The sequence below is a fragment of the Pantoea sp. X-Soil-ISGK-259 genome (assembly GCF_059730705.1).
This window is the reverse complement of sequence record NZ_AP035986.1, coordinates 436,094-455,147: the sequence shown is the minus strand read 5'-3', so window position 1 is coordinate 455,147 and position 19,054 is coordinate 436,094. Positions and strand designations below refer to the sequence as shown.

The 19,054-nt window shown below is 52.9% G+C and carries 17 protein-coding genes, 2 tRNA genes and 1 pseudogene; 4 read left to right on the top strand and 16 right to left on the bottom strand.

Annotated elements, in window-relative coordinates; translation table 11 throughout:
- Window positions 1-64: 64 nt before the first annotated feature.
- The 10 genes from infB to rlmE form a co-directional block, all read right to left on the bottom strand.
- Entirely contained in the window at window positions 65-2,758 is a 2,694-nt protein-coding gene (gene infB / locus AC6I77_RS02075) for a translation initiation factor IF-2 (RefSeq protein WP_003851068.1), read from the bottom strand.
- 17 nt (window positions 2,759-2,775) lie between these two features.
- Complete coding sequence (gene nusA / locus AC6I77_RS02070) at window positions 2,776-4,263, bottom strand: transcription termination factor NusA (protein WP_003851070.1); 1,488 nt, start codon at window positions 4,261-4,263, stop codon at window positions 2,776-2,778.
- A 24-nt stretch (window positions 4,264-4,287) separates the two neighbouring features.
- The gene (rimP, locus tag AC6I77_RS02065) at window positions 4,288-4,740 is read right to left on the bottom strand and encodes a ribosome maturation factor RimP (protein ID WP_010251795.1); all 453 of its coding nucleotides are present in this window, start codon (window positions 4,738-4,740) and stop codon (window positions 4,288-4,290) included.
- A gap of 211 nt (window positions 4,741-4,951) precedes the next feature.
- Window positions 4,952-5,028: transfer RNA gene (locus tag AC6I77_RS02060), tRNA-Met, on the bottom strand.
- A 59-nt stretch (window positions 5,029-5,087) separates the two neighbouring features.
- Window positions 5,088-5,174, bottom strand: a tRNA-Leu gene (locus AC6I77_RS02055).
- 37 nt (window positions 5,175-5,211) lie between these two features.
- Window positions 5,212-5,550 carry a preprotein translocase subunit SecG gene (gene secG, locus AC6I77_RS02050; protein WP_003851074.1) on the bottom strand — a complete coding sequence of 113 codons (339 nt, stop codon included), beginning with the start codon at window positions 5,548-5,550 and terminating at the stop codon, window positions 5,212-5,214.
- A 216-nt stretch (window positions 5,551-5,766) separates the two neighbouring features.
- Window positions 5,767-7,101, bottom strand: a complete 1,335-nt coding sequence (gene glmM / locus AC6I77_RS02045) for a phosphoglucosamine mutase (RefSeq protein WP_003851080.1) — start codon at window positions 7,099-7,101, stop codon at window positions 5,767-5,769.
- A complete protein-coding gene (gene folP / locus AC6I77_RS02040) occupies window positions 7,098-7,937 on the bottom strand; it encodes a dihydropteroate synthase (protein WP_140033740.1) in 840 nt (279 codons plus the stop codon). Before folP ends, glmM begins: the two co-directional genes overlap by 4 nt.
- A 79-nt stretch (window positions 7,938-8,016) precedes the next feature.
- Window positions 8,017-9,942: an ATP-dependent zinc metalloprotease FtsH gene (gene ftsH / locus AC6I77_RS02035; RefSeq protein WP_033743100.1), complete on the bottom strand. Its 1,926-nt coding sequence runs from the start codon at window positions 9,940-9,942 to the stop codon at window positions 8,017-8,019.
- A gap of 113 nt (window positions 9,943-10,055) precedes the next feature.
- Window positions 10,056-10,685, bottom strand: a complete 630-nt coding sequence (gene rlmE / locus AC6I77_RS02030; protein WP_008925419.1) for a 23S rRNA (uridine(2552)-2'-O)-methyltransferase RlmE — start codon at window positions 10,683-10,685, stop codon at window positions 10,056-10,058.
- Window positions 10,686-10,812: 127 nt separating this feature from the next.
- Here rlmE and yhbY point away from each other — a divergent pair, with 127 nt between their 5' ends.
- Entirely contained in the window at window positions 10,813-11,106 is a 294-nt protein-coding gene (gene yhbY, locus AC6I77_RS02025) for a ribosome assembly RNA-binding protein YhbY (RefSeq protein WP_008925418.1), read from the top strand.
- Between the two features lie 106 nt (window positions 11,107-11,212).
- Here yhbY and greA read toward each other — a convergent pair whose 3' ends face one another.
- Complete coding sequence (gene greA, locus AC6I77_RS02020; RefSeq protein ID WP_003851087.1) at window positions 11,213-11,689, bottom strand: transcription elongation factor GreA; 477 nt, start codon at window positions 11,687-11,689, stop codon at window positions 11,213-11,215.
- A 248-nt stretch (window positions 11,690-11,937) separates the two neighbouring features.
- Here greA and dacB point away from each other — a divergent pair, with 248 nt between their 5' ends.
- Window positions 11,938-13,371: a serine-type D-Ala-D-Ala carboxypeptidase gene (gene dacB / locus AC6I77_RS02015; protein ID WP_033743117.1), complete on the top strand. Its 1,434-nt coding sequence runs from the start codon at window positions 11,938-11,940 to the stop codon at window positions 13,369-13,371.
- 170 nt (window positions 13,372-13,541) lie between these two features.
- Here the strand turns inward: dacB and cgtA are convergent, their stop codons facing one another.
- From cgtA to rplU, 3 genes are all read right to left on the bottom strand, one after another.
- The gene (gene cgtA / locus AC6I77_RS02010) at window positions 13,542-14,714 is read right to left on the bottom strand and encodes an Obg family GTPase CgtA (RefSeq protein WP_003851092.1); all 1,173 of its coding nucleotides are present in this window, start codon (window positions 14,712-14,714) and stop codon (window positions 13,542-13,544) included.
- 242 nt (window positions 14,715-14,956) lie between these two features.
- Window positions 14,957-15,214 carry a 50S ribosomal protein L27 gene (rpmA, locus tag AC6I77_RS02005; RefSeq protein WP_003851093.1) on the bottom strand — a complete coding sequence of 86 codons (258 nt, stop codon included), beginning with the start codon at window positions 15,212-15,214 and terminating at the stop codon, window positions 14,957-14,959.
- A gap of 15 nt (window positions 15,215-15,229) precedes the next feature.
- The gene (rplU, locus tag AC6I77_RS02000) at window positions 15,230-15,541 is read right to left on the bottom strand and encodes a 50S ribosomal protein L21 (protein WP_008925416.1); all 312 of its coding nucleotides are present in this window, start codon (window positions 15,539-15,541) and stop codon (window positions 15,230-15,232) included.
- A gap of 256 nt (window positions 15,542-15,797) precedes the next feature.
- Here rplU and ispB point away from each other — a divergent pair.
- Together ispB and AC6I77_RS01990 are read left to right on the top strand one after the other, a co-directional pair.
- Window positions 15,798-16,771 (top strand): annotated as a pseudogene (ispB, locus tag AC6I77_RS01995) (octaprenyl diphosphate synthase).
- Between the two features lie 238 nt (window positions 16,772-17,009).
- Entirely contained in the window at window positions 17,010-17,294 is a 285-nt protein-coding gene (locus tag AC6I77_RS01990) for a helix-turn-helix domain-containing protein (protein WP_003851095.1), read from the top strand.
- Window positions 17,295-17,367: 73 nt separating this feature from the next.
- Here the strand turns inward: AC6I77_RS01990 and murA are convergent, their stop codons facing one another.
- Window positions 17,368-18,627, bottom strand: a complete 1,260-nt coding sequence (murA, locus tag AC6I77_RS01985) for a UDP-N-acetylglucosamine 1-carboxyvinyltransferase (protein WP_008925414.1) — start codon at window positions 18,625-18,627, stop codon at window positions 17,368-17,370.
- A 67-nt stretch (window positions 18,628-18,694) separates the two neighbouring features.
- On the bottom strand, window positions 18,695-18,952 hold the full coding sequence (gene ibaG / locus AC6I77_RS01980) for a BolA family iron metabolism protein IbaG (protein ID WP_003851098.1): 258 nt from the start codon (window positions 18,950-18,952) through the stop codon (window positions 18,695-18,697).
- Window positions 18,953-19,054 lie beyond the last annotated feature (102 nt).

Sequence of the window (19,054 nt, the reverse complement as noted above, 5' to 3'; positions counted from 1 at the left end):
ATTATTTCTCCCAAATAATTCGGGAGGCCAGAGGCCTCCCAAATTGCAACACATCAGCAGTCTATTACTCGATGGTGCGTTTAATTTCGATGATTTCAAACACTTCGATCATATCGCCAACGCGAACGTCGTTGTAGTTCTTCACGCCGATACCGCACTCCATGCCGTTACGCACTTCGTTGACGTCATCTTTAAAGCGACGCAGAGATTCCAGCTCGCCTTCGTAAATCACCACGTTGTCACGCAGGACACGGATTGGATTGTGACGTTTGATGTTACCTTCCGTCACCATACAACCGGCAATGGCGCCAAACTTCGGTGATTTGAATACGTCGCGGACCGCAGCCAGACCAATGATCTGCTGTTTGTACTCTGGTGCCAGCATACCGCTCATCGCCGCTTTAACTTCGTCAATCAGGTTATAGATGACAGAGTAGTAGCGCAGATCCAGGCTTTCTGCGTCAATGACGCGACGCGCAGAGGCATCGGCACGAACGTTGAAGCCAAGCAGAATGGCGTTAGAAGCAGCCGCCAGGGTCGCATCGGTTTCGGTAATCCCGCCGACGCCTGAACCCACAATCTTCACCTTCACTTCATCGGTGGAGAGTTTCTGCAGAGAATCAGAGATGGCTTCGACAGAACCCTGAACGTCAGCTTTCAGAACGATGTTCAGTTCAGATACTTCGCCTTCGGTCATGTTAGCAAACATGTTCTCGAGCTTAGATTTCTGCTGGCGAGCCAGTTTAACTTCGCGGAATTTGCCCTGACGATAGAGTGCAACTTCGCGTGCTTTCTTCTCGTCACGTACCACAGTCGCTTCATCACCCGCAGCCGGCACACCGGACAGGCCCAGAATCTCAACCGGGATAGACGGACCCGCTTCCATGACTTCGCGACCCAGTTCGTCACGCATTGCACGAACACGGCCATATTCGAAACCACAAAGAACGATGTCGCCTTTGTTCAGCGTACCTTCACGTACCAGCACGGTGGCAACCGGACCACGACCTTTGTCGAGGAACGATTCAATCACCACGCCGCTCGCCATACCTTCACGGATAGCGGTCAGTTCCAGGACTTCCGCCTGCAGCAGGATAGCGTTTAACAGATCATCAATGCCGGTACCCGCTTTCGCAGAGACATTCACGAACATGTTTTCGCCGCCCCACTCTTCCGGAATGATACCGTACTGAGTCAGTTCGTTTTTAACACGATCCGGATCCGCTTCTGGCTTATCGCACTTGTTCACGGCAACCACAACCGGCACTTTCGCGGCTTTGGCGTGCTGAATAGCTTCAACAGTCTGTGGCATTACGCCATCGTCTGCTGCAACCACCAGGATAACGATGTCGGTAGCCTGCGCACCACGTGCACGCATCGCGGTAAACGCGGCGTGGCCCGGGGTATCCAGGAAGGTGACCATACCGTTGTCAGTTTCAACGTGGTAAGCACCGATGTGCTGTGTAATGCCGCCCGCTTCGCCAGAGGCGATTTTAGTGGAGCGGATATAGTCCAGCAGAGACGTTTTACCGTGGTCGACGTGGCCCATGATGGTGACAACCGGCGCACGAGACTCCTGCGCAGCATCGGTATCACGATCGTCCATTACCGCTTCTTCCAGCTCGTTTTCACGACGCAGGGTTACTTTGTGGCCCATCTCTTCGGCAACGAGCTGTGCAGTTTCCTGATCGATCACCTGGTTGATAGTCGCCATTGCGCCCATCTTCATCATCGCTTTGATGACCAGAGAACCTTTCACTGCCATTTTGTTAGCCAGTTCGGCTACGGTAATGGTTTCGCCAATCACAACATCACGGTTAACAGCCTGCGCTGGCTTGTTGAAGCCCTGCTGCAGTGCGCTAGGTTTGCGATGCTTGCCGCCTTTACCACCACGAACCTGCGCACGCGCTTCTTCACGGTCAGTTTTGGCTTCAGAGTGTTTGTTGCCTTTTTTCGCCGGACGCGCAGCTTTAGCAGTCGTCCGCGCACGCGCACGACCTGCTTCAACCTGACGGTCGTTTTCATCTTCCGCCTGACGGGCATGGGTAGAAGTGGTGACGTGATAGTCGCCTTTATCCTCTTCTTCCGGTTTTTCCCATTCAGCTGATTTCTCTTCAGCCAGACGGCGGGCTTCTTCGGCTACGAGGCGGGCAGCCTCTTCCAGCTTACGGCGCGCTTCTTCTTCAGCTTTACGCTTCAGTTCAGCAGCTTCTGCTTCGCGACGGGCTTTGTCTGATTGCGCAGCCTTTGTCACTTCGTCGGTAGGTTGATTTGTCACTTTGTCATTTTCCGCTGCTGCACGTTTGGCCTTATCAGCGGCTTCGCGCCTTGCTTTGTCTTCGGCTTCACGTTGCGCTTTCTGTTCAGCTTCGCGACGGGCTTTTTCTTCAGCCTCGCGTTGCGCCTGCTCTTCCGCTTCACGCTGCGCCTCGGCTTCAGCTTCTGCCTGAGCTTGCTCAGACTCTGCATCACCTTTCACATAGGTACGCTTTTTGCGGACTTCAATTTGCACCGACTTACTTTTACCCCCGGTGCCTGGAATATTCAAGGTGCTGCGCGTTTTACGCTGCAACGTCAGCTTAGCTGAACCGACCTGACCGTGTTCACGGTTCAGATGAGATAGTAAGGTTTCTTTCTCTTGCTGGCTCACCGCGTCATTTTCAGACTTAGGGATACCCGCATCAGCAAATTGCTGTACCAAGCGATCGACCGGAGTCTGAATTTCTGCGGCCAGCGATTTTACGGTTACATCTGTCATGCTGTTCCTTCCTGTTATTACGCGTCATCGCCGAACCAGCAGATATTACGTGCGGCCATAATCAGCGCGCCGGCTTGTTCATCAGACAGGCCTTCAATATCCGTCAGATCGTCAACACCTTGCTCAGCGAGATCTTCCAGCGTGCAAACGCCTTTCGACGCCAGGCGGAACGCCAGCGCACGATCGAGGCCTTCAAGATTCAGAAGATCCTCAGCGGGCTCCTGATTTCCAAGACTCTCTTCTTTCGCCAGTGCCAGGGTGGTTAACGCATTTTTTGCTCGTTCACGCAGGGCTTCAATGGTCTCTTCGTCGAGGCCGTCGACTTCCAGCAGCTCGTTGATTGGCACGTATGCCAGCTCTTCCAGCGAGGAGAAGCCCTCTTCCACCAGTACGGTGGCGAACTCTTCGTCGATGTCGAGATGTTTAGTGAACATATCGATCGCTGCATGTGCTTCAGCCTGATGCTTAGCCTGCAGATCATCGACGGTCATCACGTTCAGCTCCCAGCCACTCAGCTGCGAAGCGAGACGCACGTTTTGGCCGTTACGGCCGATCGCCTGAGCCAGATTGCCAGCTTCTACGGCGATATCCATGGTGTGATTATCTTCATCAACCACGATTGACGCCACATCGGCCGGAGCCATGGCGTTGATAACAAACTGTGCCGGGTTATCGTCCCACAGCACGATATCAATACGCTCGCCACCCAGTTCACTGGAAACTGCCTGAACACGCGCGCCGCGCATGCCCACACAGGCACCGACCGGATCGATACGTTTGTCGTTGGTTTTGACTGCAATTTTAGCGCGCGAACCCGGATCACGGGCGGCTGCTTTAATTTCAATCAGTTCTTCGCCAATTTCTGGCACCTCGATCCGGAACAGTTCAATCAGCATTTCGGGTTTGGAACGCGTGACGAACAGCTGCGCGCCACGCGCTTCCGGACGTACAGAGTAGAGTACGCCACGAATACGATCGCCCGGGCGGAAGTTTTCACGCGGCAGCATATCTTCGCGCAGAATGACCGCTTCGGCATTGCTGCCTAAATCGAGGGAAATGTTGTCGCGGTTAACTTTTTTCACCACACCGGTGATGATTTCGCCTTCCTGCTCACGGAACTGATCAACCACCATTGCGCGCTCAGCTTCGCGCACTTTTTGCACGATAACCTGCTTAGCAGTCTGGGTGGTGATACGGTCAAAGGTGACCGATTCAATCTGATCTTCGACATATTCGCCCAGATTGAATGCTTCATCTTCGAAGCGGGCCGCATCCAGCGTGATCTCGCGCGTCGGCTGTGTTACCTCTTCAACGATTTCCCAGCGGCGGAAAGTATCGAAATCGCCACTGCGGCGATCAATGCTGACGCGTACCTCAATTTCCTGCTCGTACTTTTTCTTGGTCGCAGTCGCCAGCGCGCTCTCCAGCGCTTCGAAGATTTTCTCACGCGGCAGGGCTTTTTCGTTAGAAACGGCTTCTACAACAGCTAAGATCTCTTTGTTCATCCTGGTTAGCCTCAATCCGGACTTTTAAAAGTGGGGGACCAGGTTCGCTTTCTGAATATTACTCAGCGCGAACACTTCATCGCTACCCTCAACGTGCACCGTGATCATCTCGCCATCAACTGACTTGATGGTTCCCTGCCATTTACGGCGGTTCTGAACGGCCATACGCAACACCAGGCTCACTTCTTCACCCATAAAGCGGGTGTAGTGTTCAGCGGTGAACAGAGGACGATCGAGTCCCGGTGAAGAGACTTCAAGGTTGTAAGGAACAGTAATAGGATCTTCAACATCCATTACCGCACTTACCTGGTGGCTGACATCGGCGCAATCATCGACATTGATGCCATCTTCACTATCAATATAGATGCGCAGGATAGATGTGCGACTACGAACGAATTCAATTCCAACCAGTTCGTAACCCAGCGCTTCTACGGGAGCCGATACCAACTCTGTCAATTTTTGCTCTAATGTGGACAAGCCCACCCCCAAGACATAAAAAAAGGGCCTATAGCCCAGTATTACGATTCGCTAATAACAAAAAACCCCGAATATTCGGGGCTTTTAATCACTGGACCCTGTATGCCGCAATGCGGCCCGGACTCCATCCAAAGAATTTTCTTTCAAAAAATAGCCGTGAATGCGTCCGTCGATGCATACAGTATATTTGAAAAAGAACTCAAAGGGAAAGTGGTTGCGGGGGCCGGATTTGAACCGACGACCTTCGGGTTATGAGCCCGACGAGCTACCAGGCTGCTCCACCCCGCGTCCGAAAACGTGGCGAATAATACGCCAGACCTGCAAAAAATGCAAGTGATACTACGATTTGGTACCGAGGACGGGACTTGAACCCGTAAGCCCAATCGGGCACTACCACCTCAAGGTAGCGTGTCTACCAATTCCACCACCACGGCACTGCACTGACCACAACGATTCGTTGTGCTGACGACCTTACTTAGGAATATCGCTGCCCGGTGTAACCGGTTGAGCTGGCTTTTCAGTCTGTTGAGAAGACTGCGCCGGCGCAGAAAGATTTTCCCACTCACTTCCTTTTGACGCTTTATTGCTGTTCAGATTACCCAGAACCAGGCTGATGATGAAGAACAATGCCGCTAAAATGCCAGTAGTACGGGTCATGAAATTACCTGAACCCGACGAACCAAACACTGTACCGGATGCGCCTGCACCGAATGAGGCTCCCATATCAGCGCCTTTGCCTTGCTGCAGCATGATCATACCCACGAGGGCGATAGCTACAATAAGGAAAACAACTAAAAGAGCTTCGTACATATTCAACCTGTTCCTTGCACGATAATCGTACAGTTAAAGCTTCACCAGTATTGATGGGGAGTCTCGTCATCACCCATCAGAAGCGGGTGTGAATACTAACCAAAGGCGCATATCTCTGCAAGTGCAATTTTTACTACCCGAACTGATTGCAGAAAAAAGCGCCATCCCGGTGATTTTACAGGCAGTTCCACACTCTGCAGACTGCCTGTTGCGGTTTTAAACGGCCTTGACCTGATCGGCGATGCGATTCGCCAGTTCGGTGACCTGCGCCTCATTTTCGCCTTCGACCATCACACGAATCAATGGCTCGGTGCCGGACTTACGCAGCAGAACACGTCCGCGACCTGCCAGCGCTTTTTCCACTTCCGCGGTCACGGTTTTGACGGCATCGCTTTGCAGCGGATCATGTTCACCTGAAAAGCGCACGTTGACCAGAACCTGCGGCAGCATTTTCATACCACTGCAGAGATCGTGCAGGCTCATGTGGTTGCGCACCATTGCAGTAAGTACTTGCAAACTTGCAACGATACCGTCGCCGGTCGTGGTTTTATCGAGCAGGATCACATGACCGGAGTTCTCAGCACCGAGACGCCAGCCCTTCTCCTGCATCTTCTCCAGCACATAACGGTCACCCACTTTGGCGCGGGTAAACGGAATGCCAAGCTGCTTCAGCGCTAACTCCAGTCCCATGTTACTCATCAGCGTACCCACTACACCGCCGCGTAACTGTCCCTGGCGCAATGCTTCACGTGCAATGATATAGAGGATCTGGTCACCATCCACTTTGTCGCCCAGATGGTCAATCATCATGATACGGTCGCCGTCGCCGTCGTAGGCCAGACCAATATCAGCTTTCTCGGCCAGCACACGCTGCTGCAGCAGTTTGAGATCGGTTGCACCGCACTCTTTATTAATGTTCATGCCATCTGGCTGGACACCAATAGCAATGACGGTCGCACCCAGTTCACGCAATACATTCGGCGCGATGTGGTAGGTGGCGCCATTGGCACAGTCGACCACAATCTTCAGGCCATTCAGATTCAGTTCGCTGGGGAATGTCCCTTTGCAAAACTCAATGTAACGCCCTGCGGCATCCACGATGCGGCTGGCACGGCCTAACTGCGCTGATTCAACACAGGTAATCGGCTTTTCCATCTCCAGCTCAATCGCTTCTTCAACGTCATCAGGCAATTTGGTGCCTTCGGAGGAAAAGAACTTAATCCCGTTGTCGTCAAACGGGTTGTGCGACGCCGAAATCACAATGCCCGCCTCTGCGCGGAAGGTGCGGGTCAGATAGGCGATGGCGGGCGTCGGCATCGGGCCGGTAAACGCCGCTGTCAGGCCTGCCGCAGCGAGGCCTGCTTCCAGCGCGGACTCCAGCATGTAGCCAGAGATACGGGTATCTTTACCAATAATGATCTTCTTAGAACCATGGCGCGCCAGCACTTTACCTGCGGCCCAGCCGAGCTTCAGGACAAAATCGGGGGTAATGGGGGTTTCACCGACTTTGCCGCGAATGCCGTCTGTACCGAAATATTTACGATTACTCATGATACTCCTTTTGCTCTTCGGGTCGCTTCGACCACGCGCATCGCTTCGGCCGTCTCTTTTACGTCATGCGCACGAATAATCTGCACGCCCTGCATGGCAGCAATCACCGCGCAGCTCAGGCTGCCGGTTAAACGCTGTGATGGGCCGACATTTAACAGCTGACCAATCATTGATTTACGCGACATCCCAACCAGCAGCGGCAGACCGAAGTGGTGAAAATCGCCCAGATGAGCCAGCAGTTCATAATTGTGGCTGAGATTTTTACCGAAACCGAAGCCCGGGTCGAGTATCAGCCGCTTTTTTTTAATTCCCGCCGCTTCACAGCGTGCAATCTGCTGAGCGAAGTAAGTGTCCACTTCGCTTAAGATGTTTTCGTAAAACGGTGCCTGCTGCATGGTGCGCGGCTCGCCCTGCATATGCATTAAACAGACGGGAAGTCCGGTAGCGGCTGCAGCATCGAGCGCGCCTGGTTCAGTGAGTGAACGAACGTCATTAATGATGTGAGCACCCACTCGCGCAGCTTCCCGGATAACCTCGGCTTTAGAGGTGTCCACTGAGATCCAGACTTCGAAACGCTGGGCGATGGCTTCGACCACCGGAATCACCCGCTCCAGCTCTTCCTCCACACTCACTTCATCAGCGCCAGGACGGGTTGATTCACCGCCCACGTCGATAATGGTGGCACCTGCATTAACCATCTCATTGGTATGCGTCAGCGCATCAACCAGCGCGTTATGTTTACCACCATCTGAAAAGGAGTCCGGCGTGACATTCAGAATGCCCATCACATGCGGGAAAGATAAATCGAGATGGGAATCACGGGCAAACAACTTCATGGTGAAAACTCCTTGCTGATCAATATCTGGATGTAAAAAACCCCGGACCAGCCGGGGTTTTGTCTGACGATGTTGCGTCTTATTTGTTGTACTGCTCTGACATGGTATTGCCTGGGTTTGGCGTACGCGGTTCATCAACCGGACGTGGCGCCTTTGGCGTACCGTTGCTGTCTGAGTTGCTGCCTGGATCTTCCCAGCCTGCTGGCGGACGCACTTCGCGGCGTGCCATCAGGTCGTCGATCTGCGGTGCATCAATGGTTTCATACTTCATCAGCGCGTCTTTCATCGCGTGAAGGATGTCCATGTTCTCACCCAGAATGCGGCGAGCACGCTGGTAGTTGCTGTCGATCAGGTGTTTGACTTCCTGGTCGATGATGCGGGCAGTTTCATCAGACATGTGTTTCGCTTTCGCGACAGAACGTCCAAGGAACACTTCACCCTCTTCTTCTGCATACAGCAACGGACCCAGTTTTTCAGAGAAGCCCCACTGCGTCACCATGTTACGTGCCAGGTTAGTCGCGACTTTGATGTCGTTAGACGCACCGGTAGAAACACGTTCTGCACCGTAGATGATCTCTTCTGCCAGACGACCGCCGTAAAGCGTTGAAATCTGGCTTTCCAGTTTCTGACGGCTGGCGCTGATCGCGTCGCCTTCAGGCAGGAAGAAGGTCACACCCAGCGCACGGCCGCGCGGGATAATCGTAACTTTATGGACCGGATCATGCTCTGGTACCAGGCGACCAATAATCGCGTGGCCGGCTTCGTGGTAAGCCGTTGACTCTTTCTGCGATTCCGTCATCACCATGGAGCGACGTTCCGCACCCATCATGATTTTATCTTTCGCTTTCTCGAACTCAACCATCGACACCACACGCTTGTTTGAACGGGCGGCGAACAGCGCTGCTTCGTTGACAAGGTTGGCCAGATCGGCACCGGAGAAGCCTGGGGTACCACGTGCAATGATCGCTGCATCAATATCGGTAGCCAGTGGCACACGACGCATATGCACTTTCAGGATCTGCTCACGACCGCGTACATCGGGCAGGCCTACAACAACCTGACGGTCAAAGCGGCCCGGACGCAGCAGCGCAGGGTCCAGTACGTCAGGACGGTTAGTCGCGGCGATAACGATAATACCTTCGTTACCTTCGAAACCATCCATCTCAACCAGCATCTGGTTCAGCGTCTGCTCACGTTCATCATGACCACCGCCTAAACCGGCGCCACGCTGACGACCAACGGCATCGATTTCATCGATGAAGATGATGCACGGTGCCGCTTTCTTAGCCTGTTCGAACATGTCGCGCACACGGGATGCACCAACACCGACAAACATTTCCACAAAGTCAGAACCGGAGATAGTGAAGAAAGGCACCTTCGCTTCGCCAGCAATCGCTTTGGCGAGCAAGGTTTTACCGGTACCCGGTGGCCCCACCATCAGAACGCCTTTTGGAATTTTACCGCCCAGCTTCTGGAAACGGCTCGGCTCACGCAGATATTCCACCAGCTCAGCCACTTCATCTTTCGCTTCGTCACAACCTGCGACGTCAGCGAAAGTGGTTTTAATCTGGTCTTCCGTCAACATGCGGGCTTTGCTTTTGCCGAAGGACATCGCGCCCTTTCCGCCACCGCCCTGCATCTGACGCATAAAGAAGATCCACACACCGATCAGCAGCAGCATCGGGAACCACGAAATGAAGATTGAAGCCAGCAGGCTTGGTTCTTCCGGCGGTTCGCCAACCACTTTGACGTTTTTGGTCAAGAGGTTATCGAGCAACTTAGGATCATTGACAGGAATGTAGGTGGTATATTTATTGCTGTCTTTTTTGACAACGTTAATTTCACGCCCGTTAATGCGTGCCTCGCGGACCTGATCCTGGTTCACTTCCGACAGGAAGGTTGAATAATCAACCCGACGGCCATTCGACTCGCTGGGCCCAAAGCTCTGGAATACTGACATCAGCACGACCGCGATGACTAACCAGAGAATCAGGTTTTTCGCCATGTCACTCAAGGGATTAACCTCATATTACATCGGTGTTAACAGATAGCGTAGGGTACTATAGTTCCTGCATACATGGAATCGCAGCAACGCTGCGGACTTCTCCAGCAATTTGGTTATAGTTTGCGCCCAGTCGCCACAATGTACACTTCACGTGAACGAGAACGTGAAGCGTCCGGCTTACGAATTTTTACTTTCGTAAACAGGGAGCGAATTTCCCGCAGGTATTCATCGAAGCCATCTCCCTGAAACACTTTCACTACAAAACTGCCGCCAGGTGCCAGGATATCCCGACACATCTCCAGCGCCAGCTCCACTAAATACATCGACCGGGGAATATCTACGGCAGGTGTACCACTCATATTCGGCGCCATGTCGGACATGACAACCTGAACTTTCTGATCGCCAACGCGCTCGAGCAGCGCATTGATCACCGATTCTTCACGAAAATCGCCCTGAAGGAAATCGACACCGACTATTGGATCCATTGGCAGGATATCACAGGCAATGACGCGCCCTTTGTTCCCGATTTGCTGTACCACATATTGCGACCAGCCACCGGGTGCGGCACCCAGATCTACCACGGTCATACCGGGTTTGAACAGCTTGTCACCCTGTTGTATTTCATCAAGTTTAAACCAGGCGCGCGAGCGCAACCCTTTTTTATGCGCCTGGAGCACATATTTATCGCTAAAGTGTTCCTGAAGCCAGCGGCCGGAGCTGGCTGAACGCTTTTTACCCGTCATATTATTTCCAACTAAATCGTCATCGTAGCGATAAACCTGCACGCAATGGGTTGCGTCGATTTGGTGATATACCCGAGATGGCGGTAGAATGAACCGTTTTCAATCCCTGAGTAAGTAAAAAACTACGATGAATCTAAGTACCAAACAAAAACAGCACCTCAAGGGCCTCGCCCATCCACTCAAGCCAGTGGTTATGCTGGGTGGCAACGGCCTGACTGAAGGCGTGCTGGCCGAAATCGAGCAGGCTCTGGCGCATCACGAACTGATCAAGGTAAAAATCGCCTCGGAAGATCGTGAAACGAAACAGCTGATCGTTGAAGCTATCGTGCGTGAGACCGGTGCCAGCAACGTACAGGTGATCGGCAAAACGCTGGTGCTGTATCGCCCCTCTAAAGAGAGCAAAATTTCTCTGCCACGTTAAGTGGGCAAAGAAAGTGACATGCTCTTACCTCAGATAAAAGGCCGCGATGCGGCCTTTTTCTTTTCTTTACATTGTGCTTTAACGCTTTTCAAAGCGTAGCAACATCTTAAAGGTATTCCACCTTCAGGATTTCGTACTCAACGTCGCCGCCTGGGGTTTTAACAATAGCCACATCATCGGCTTCTTTTCCCACCAGGCCACGCGCCATTGGCGAATTGACCGAAATCAGATTTTGCTTAAAGTCCGCTTCGTCATCGCCCACGATACGATAAGTCGACTCTTCGTCGGTCTCGACATTCAGTACGGTTACCGTTGCGCCGAAAATTACGCGGCCAGTTTTAGGCATCTGGGTGACGTCGATCACCTGCGCATTGGAGAGTTTGGCTTCAATCTCCTGAATACGCCCTTCACAAAAACCCTGCTCTTCACGCGCAGCATGGTATTCCGCGTTCTCTTTTAAATCGCCGTGTTCGCGTGCGTCAGCGATAGAGGCGATAATGCGCGGGCGCTTCACGGTTTTCAGCTCGTTCAGCTCTTCGCGCAATCTTTCAGCGCCTCTTAACGTCATCGGAATCTGATTCATTTAAGCTCCTCGCCCTCTTTCCTGTTAACGATGTCATCCTGACCGGTGACTGCAGAAAAAAGCGTTCTGCGGCACATTAGCCCGTTTTTGCAAATAAAAGAATCCTGACCCGGAGATGCTTCCAGGCCAGAAAAGAGTTTTGCAATTTGATACGTATTTTACCCCAGAGTTCACTGCGGGTCATCGTTTACTTTGCACCGTCCGGCAACGTAGTATTGACGCCCTCACCTGCCAGTTACCGCGAGATTATGCGATTTTCACGACTTGTTACCGGATTAAGCTGTGCATTTATGCTGCAGGCACACGCAGCGCCAGTTGATGAATACATGCAGTACCTGCCAGACGGTGCCAATCTGGCGCTGATGGTCCAGAAAGTGGGTGCTTCAACACCGATCATTGATTATCACGGAAAACAGATGGCCCTGCCCGCCAGTACCATGAAAGTGGTGACGGCGCTGGCGGCATTACTGGAACTGGGGGGCGATTTCCGTTTTCAGACCACTTTTGAGACTCGCGGCGCCATTATAGATGGCACCCTGAACGGCGATTTAGTCGCACGTTTCGGCGGTGATCCTACTTTAACCCGTCAGGATCTGCGCAACATGGTCGCGGCGATTAAGAAGCAGGGTATTAACCATATCAAAGGCAATCTGGTTATCGACACGTCCGTGTTTGCCAGTCACGACATGGCGCCGGGCTGGCCGTGGAACGATATGACTCAGTGCTTCAGCGCCCCGCCGGGTGCTGCGATTGTTGATAAGAACTGTTTCTCGGTGTCGCTCTACAGCGCGAATACGCCGGGTGAAAATGCCTTTGTTCGCATCGCCTCCTATTATCCGGCGCATATGTACAGCCAGGTCCGCACCATCGGCCGCAACAGCGGCGAAGGGCAATATTGTGAACTGGATGTGGTGCCGGGCGAGTTGAACCGCTACACGCTGACTGGCTGTATGCGTCAGCGTGCCGAACCGCTGCCGCTGGCCTTTGCCGTGCAGGATGGTGCGGCCTGGGCTGGCGAGATTCTCAAGGCGGAACTGCGGTCGTCAGAGATTGATTACAGCGGGCATCTGGTGCGTCAGACGCAGGTCACGGAGCCTGGCACCGTACTGGCATCGACCCAGTCCGCGCCGCTGCATACGCTGCTGCACACCATGCTGAAGAAGTCAGACAACATGATTGCCGACACGGTGTTCCGCACTATTGGTCATCACTACTTCAACGTACCAGGAACGTTCCGTGCCGGGCAGGATGCGGTTCGTCGTATCCTGAAAGCGAAAGCCAACGTCGATATGGGCAACAGCATCCAGGTCGATGGTTCCGGCCTGTCGCGCCACGACCTGATTTCGCCGCAAACCATGATGCAGGTGTTGCAGTTCATTGCGAAGAATGACAACACGCTGGATTATATTTCGATGCTGCCGCTGGCTGGCTATGATGGCACGCTGCAATATCGGGGCGGACTGCATGAAGCAGGACTGGATGGCAAAGTCTCGGCGAAAACCGGTTCACTGCAGGGCGTCTATAACCTGGCGGGCTTTATCACTACCTCAAGTGGCGCGCGGGTGGCGTTCGTTCAGTTCCTTTCCGGGTATGCGGTACCGCCGGAAGATCAACGTACCCGTCGTATTCCCCTGGTGCGTTTCGAGAGCCGACTCTACCGCGATATCAATCAGAACAACTGATTACGCAGTAATAAAAACGCAGCAGGTGATCAACCTGCTGCGTTTTTTTATGGCTGAACGCTTCAGAAGCAGATATCAGCGTCGCCCTGAAGAGCAGGCTCCAGAAAGAACAATGCCCCCTTTCATTCCTGAAAGGGGGCATCCTATATCACGCTGTAGCAGACGCGCGGTTAACGCTGATAGATGATTTCAACACCTTCGTCGTCTTCATCATCCCAGTCGTCATCCCACTCTTCATCTTCCACTTCGACCGTGTTTTCAATGGTTTCTTTGTGGTAATCGTCCCACATAAACTCCACTTTTTCCGGCTGTTTCTCTTCAAGCTCGGCTTCTTTCGGGTTGGCATTGATGAAGCTCATCACGTCCCAGCAGAGTTCGTTGACACCAGTACGGCTTGCGGCAGAGATCAGGTAATACTTATCTTCCCAGCCCAGCGCTTCAGCAACGGCTTTTGCCCGTGACTGCGCTTCTTCTTCGCTAATCAGATCAATCTTGTTGAAGACCAGCCAGCGTGGCTTGTTGAACAGCTTCTCGCTGTACTTTTCGAGCTCGCCGAGAATAATGCGGGCATTTTCAACCGGATCGCTTTCATCGATCGGATCGATGTCGATCAGGTGCAGCAATACGCGGCAACGCTCAAGGTGTTTCAGGAAGCGGATACCGAGGCCAGCACCGTCTGCTGCGCCTTCAATCAGGCCAGGAATATCAGCCACGACGAAGCTCTGCTCGCTGTCCATACGGACTACGCCCAGGCTCGGCACAAGCGTGGTAAATGGATAGTCCGCCACTTTTGGTTTGGCAGCTGAAACAGCACGGATAAAGGTTGATTTACCGGCGTTCGGTAAGCCCAGCATCCCAACGTCTGCCAGCAGCATCAGCTCCAGCTGCAGGTCACGTTTTTCACCTGGAGTACCCATCGTTTTCTGACGAGGACTGCGGTTCACTGAGGATTTGAAGCGCGTGTTGCCCAGACCATGCCAGCCGCCCTTGCCGACCATCAGTTTCTGGCCGTGACGCGTCATGTCACCGAGTGTCTCACCGGTACCCTGATCGATAACCCGGGTGCCGACTGGCACTTTAACTTCGATATCTTTACCGCGTTTGCCTGTACAGTCGCGGCTCTGGCCGTTCTGTCCGCGCTCTGCCCGGAAAGATTTTTCGAAACGATAATCGATAAGGGTATTGAGGTTTTCATCAGCGATCAGATAAACATCACCGCCGTCACCGCCATCACCGCCATCAGGGCCGCCTCTCGGGATATATTTTTCGCGGCGGAAGCTCACGCAACCATTACCGCCATCACCGGCGACGACCAAAATTGTCGCTTCATCTACAAACTTCATTTTCTATCTCCGTCACACAATCGTCTGCAGCACTCTGCAGACGGGTCCGCCAGGGTCTTCTGCGCTGACCAGCGGCGGATAAATCAGGATTGGCTTTCGCCAGTGCGTACACAAAGTGTACAGCAAACTTTTGTGATGCGTCGCTTTTACCGCAACAGACCGCAGAATGTAAAAAGCCCCGCAGGAGCTGCGGGGCCTTCAATTCGTGCGTTCAGACGTTAAACGTCTGCGTCACGACAACCTTACTCAGCAACGATGCTGATGTATTTACGGTTGTTCGGACCTTTAACTTCGAACTGTACTTTACCGTCTGCGGTAGCAAACAGGGTGTGGTCACGACCACAACCTACATTGGTACCGGCGTGGAATTTGGTGCCACGCTGACGAACGATGATGCTACCTGCCAGAACAGATTCGCCACCGAAACGCTTTACACCCAGACGTTTTGCATTGGAGTCACGACCATTTCGAGTCGAACCACCAGCCTTTTTATGTGCCATTTGTCAGATCTCCTCTTACGCCGTGATACCAGTGATTTTCACATCAGTGAACCACTGGCGATGGCCTGCTTGCTTACGGTAGTGCTTACGACGACGAAACTTAACAATCTTAATTTTCTCGCCACGACCGTGAGCAACAACTTCTGCCTTGATCATTCCGCCTGAAACCAGTGGCGCGCCGATTTTCACGTCTTCGCCATTAGCAATCATCAGAACCTGGTCAAACTCAATCGTTTCACCGGTTGCGATGTCCAGCTTTTCCAGGCGAACGGTCTGACCTTCGCTAACTCGGTGTTGTTTACCACCACTTTGGAAAACCGCGTACATATAAAACTCCGCTTCTGCGCTTGCCTTTTAGTTCATCAGGCGGCGCGCTAAATATTCACAATAGGGCGCGAATTCTACGCAAAACTCCAGAAGAAGACAAGAGCACTTTGCACACTCTTGCAGAAAAAAAACACAGGCTGAATGCAACCGTTTCTCAGGCACAAAATTCAAGTACAATCAGTAACAGATTACCTGAACGCTGGCTGAGTAAACCACTTACCATGGCAGAGATAACGAGTCATAGCTGAAAAGACGAATGAACTTAGAACAGATTAATGAATTAACCGCACAGGATATGGCTGCCGTTAACCAGACCATCCTCGACCAGCTGAATTCAGATGTCTCGCTCATCAACCAGTTGGGCTATTACATCATCAGTGGTGGGGGCAAGCGTATCCGTCCCATGATTGCCGTGCTCTCCGCACGTGCCATGGGCTACAAGGGCGACCTGCACGTGACCAATGCGGCGCTGATCGAATTTATCCACACCGCCACGCTGCTGCATGACGATGTCGTGGATGAATCCGATATGCGTCGTGGCAAAGCGACCGCGAACGCGGCGTTTGGCAATGCGGCAAGCGTGCTGGTCGGTGACTTTATTTATACCCGCGCCTTCCAGATGATGACCAGCATGGGTTTTCGCTGCGTATCCTGGCGCTGATGTCAGAGGCAGTAAACGTCATTGCTGAAGGTGAAGTCCTGCAGCTGATGAACGTCAATGATCCCGACATCACTGAAGAGAGCTACATGCGCGTCATTTACAGCAAGACAGCGCGTCTGTTTGAAGCCGCCTCGCAGGCTTCTGCAATTCTGGCTGAAGCCACACCTGAAGAGGAAAAAGCCCTGCAGGATTATGGGCGCTATCTGGGTACGGCTTTCCAGTTAATTGACGACTTACTGGATTACAGTGCTGATGGTGAAACGCTGGGTAAAAATACTGGCGATGACCTGAGTGAAGGCAAACCCACCCTGCCACTGCTGCATGCGATGCAGCACGGCTCGCCTGAACAGGCGAAGATGATCCGTGAAGCTATTGAACAGGGAAACGGCCGCCATCTGCTGGAACCCGTACTGGAAGCGATGAATCAGTGCGGTTCACTGGAGTGGACGCGCAGTCGTGCCGAACAGGAAGCGGATAAAGCCATTGAAGCCCTGAGAATTCTGCCGGAATCGCCATGGCGCAGTGCCCTGGAGTCGCTGGCGCACATGTCAGTTCAGCGCGATTTTTGATCCCTCACGGAGCCTTCCGGGCTCCGTTTTCATCTCATCCGTCCCCATTATTCTTATTTCCTGCAAGCATTTGCACACCTTTTGCGAGTCATCCCACAGACCCGGCGCTGGATCTAAAAATAACTGGAAATTAATGGAAACTTTTTGCTATAAAAACCCTGTTCTTTCCAGATGGCACTAAAAAGGAAAGCCAACGTCCTGCTGGACGACGCAATGACAAGGAAAAGGAGAACAGGTTATGGAAAAAATAAAGGAAGACTGGCATCCGGCTGACATTATCGCGGCGCTGCACAAACGCGGTATGACGCTGGCAGCACTATCACGCGCATCGGGTCTGAGTTCGTCAACACTGGCTAATGCGCTGACGCGCCCGTGGCCCAAAGGAGAATGGCTGATCGCCGACGCGCTAACGATTCACCCGAGTGAGATCTGGCCCAGTCGATATTATGATCCCCACACCCACCGCCTGCTGGATCGCAGAAAACGTATCCGGACGCCTGCAGCGCATTCCGACAGCAACTGAGACCGCAGGCTATTTTCAGGCGAAAAAAAAACCAGCCCTGAAGGGGGCTGGCTTTTTGAGTGCATCAGCAGACTTACTCTTCGCTGACACGCTCGATGTTCGCGCCCATTGCTTTCAGTTTATCTTCGATGTGCTCATAGCCACGATCGATGTGATAAATGCGATCAACGAACGTCGTGCCTTCCGCAATACAACCCGCCAGAACCAGGCTGGCAGAAGCACGCAGATCGGTCGCCATCACCTGCGCACCTGACAGGGTTTCAACCCCATGGCAGATTGCCGTGTTGCTCTCAATCTCAGCATGTCCGCCCATACGAATCAGTTCAGGGATATGCATAAAACGGTTTTCGAAAATGGTTTCGGTAATCAGACCCGTGCCTTCCGCAACCATGTTTAACAGGGTGAACTGTGCCTGCATATCTGTCGGGAACCCCGGATGCGGAGCGGTGCGCACGTTAACCGCTTTTGGTCGCTTGCCGTGCATGTCCAGACTGATCCAGTCTTCACCGGTTTCAATATCGGCACCCGCATCACGCAGCTTAGCCAATACAGCATCCATGGTATCTGGCTGGGTTTTGTGGCACATCACTTTGCCGCCTGAAATGGCAGCGGCCACCAGGAAGGTACCGGTTTCGATACGATCGGGCAGAACGCGATAAACACCGCCACCCAGACGCTCAACGCCTTCAATGGTGATTTTGTCGCTACCTGCGCCACTGATTTTGGCACCCAGGGTGTTAAGGAAGTTGGCGGTATCGACAATTTCCGGCTCACGTGCCGCATTCTCAATCACAGTGGTGCCCGTCGCCAGCGTCGCTGCACTCATGATAGTGACCGTTGCGCCAACGCTGATTTTGTCCATGACAATCAGCGCGCCTTTCAGGCGTCCATTGACTGAGGCTTTAACGTAGCCCTCTTCCAGTTTGATCTCAGCACCCAGCTGTTCCAGACCGGTGATATGCAGATCAACCGGACGCGCGCCGATAGCGCAGCCACCCGGCAGAGAAACCTGACCCTGACCAAAACGCGCCACCAGCGGACCCAGCGCCCAGATTGAGGCACGCATGGTTTTGACCAGGTCATAAGGCGCACAAAACACATCTACCGCACTGGCATCGACATGCACAGAACCGTTGCGTTCGACCTTCGCACCCAGCTGGCTCAGCAGTTTCATGGTGGTATCAATGTCGCGCAGCTTTGGCACGTTCTTAATCTCTACCGGCTCTTCAGCCAGCAGGGCAGCAAACAGAATAGGAAGTGCGGCGTTCTTTGCCCCGGAAATGGTGACTTCACCACTTAAACGGGTGGGGCCTTGCACACGAAATTTTTCCATCAACACGGCTCTCGATTAACTAGCTAAAAATTGGACTCGCTCACGGCGAGTTCACCACGCAGAAGGATCAGAAACCGTTGAGTTTACGGTCACGTGCCCATTCAGCGGGAGTATAAGTTTTGATAGAGACAGCATGCATGCGGTTATCCGCGATGAATTCCATCAGCGGCGCATAGACAGCCTGCTGCTTTTTCACGCGGCTCAGTTCGCCAAACAGTTCGCCTACGGCGATCACCTGAAAATGGCTGCCATCGTTGCTCATCACATGAACTTCGTCTAAAGGCAATGCGGCCATCAGCACGGCCTGAATTTCACTGTTTTCCATTGGGCTTAACTTCACTTAATAATAATAAGGCTGACATAGTAGAGGAAAGCGGCTGACTCTTAAATACGCAAAAGCCCCTGCTGGAAACAGGGGCTTAGCATA